The following is a 248-nucleotide window of genomic DNA, read 5'->3' as shown; positions in this document are numbered from 1 at the left end:
CGCCGACCATGTTGGGCCAGACAAAGCCTTCGTGGAAGGCATAGAGGCTGCCGGCGAGGCCCGCGATGGCGCCGCCGATCGCGAAGATGATCGCCTTCAGATGCTGCACCTTGTAGTCGAAGAACGCGATGCGCTGCTCGTTCTCGCGCAGGCCCGCAAGCGCAAGGCCAAACTGCGAGCGCACCAGAAAGCGACAGAGCAGATACACGACGATGAGGATGCCGAGGACGAGGTAGTAGAACGCTGGC

General features: G+C 62.5%; 1 protein-coding gene. It reads right to left on the bottom strand.

The features are described from left to right. On the bottom strand, positions 1 to 248 hold a 248-nt coding region (locus tag AC1RQI_RS17405), incomplete at both ends, for an ABC transporter permease subunit (RefSeq protein ID WP_481905861.1).

It is taken from the genome of Salicola sp. AFF1 (assembly GCF_056783195.1).
This window is presented reverse-complemented; position numbering and strand designations above follow the sequence as displayed.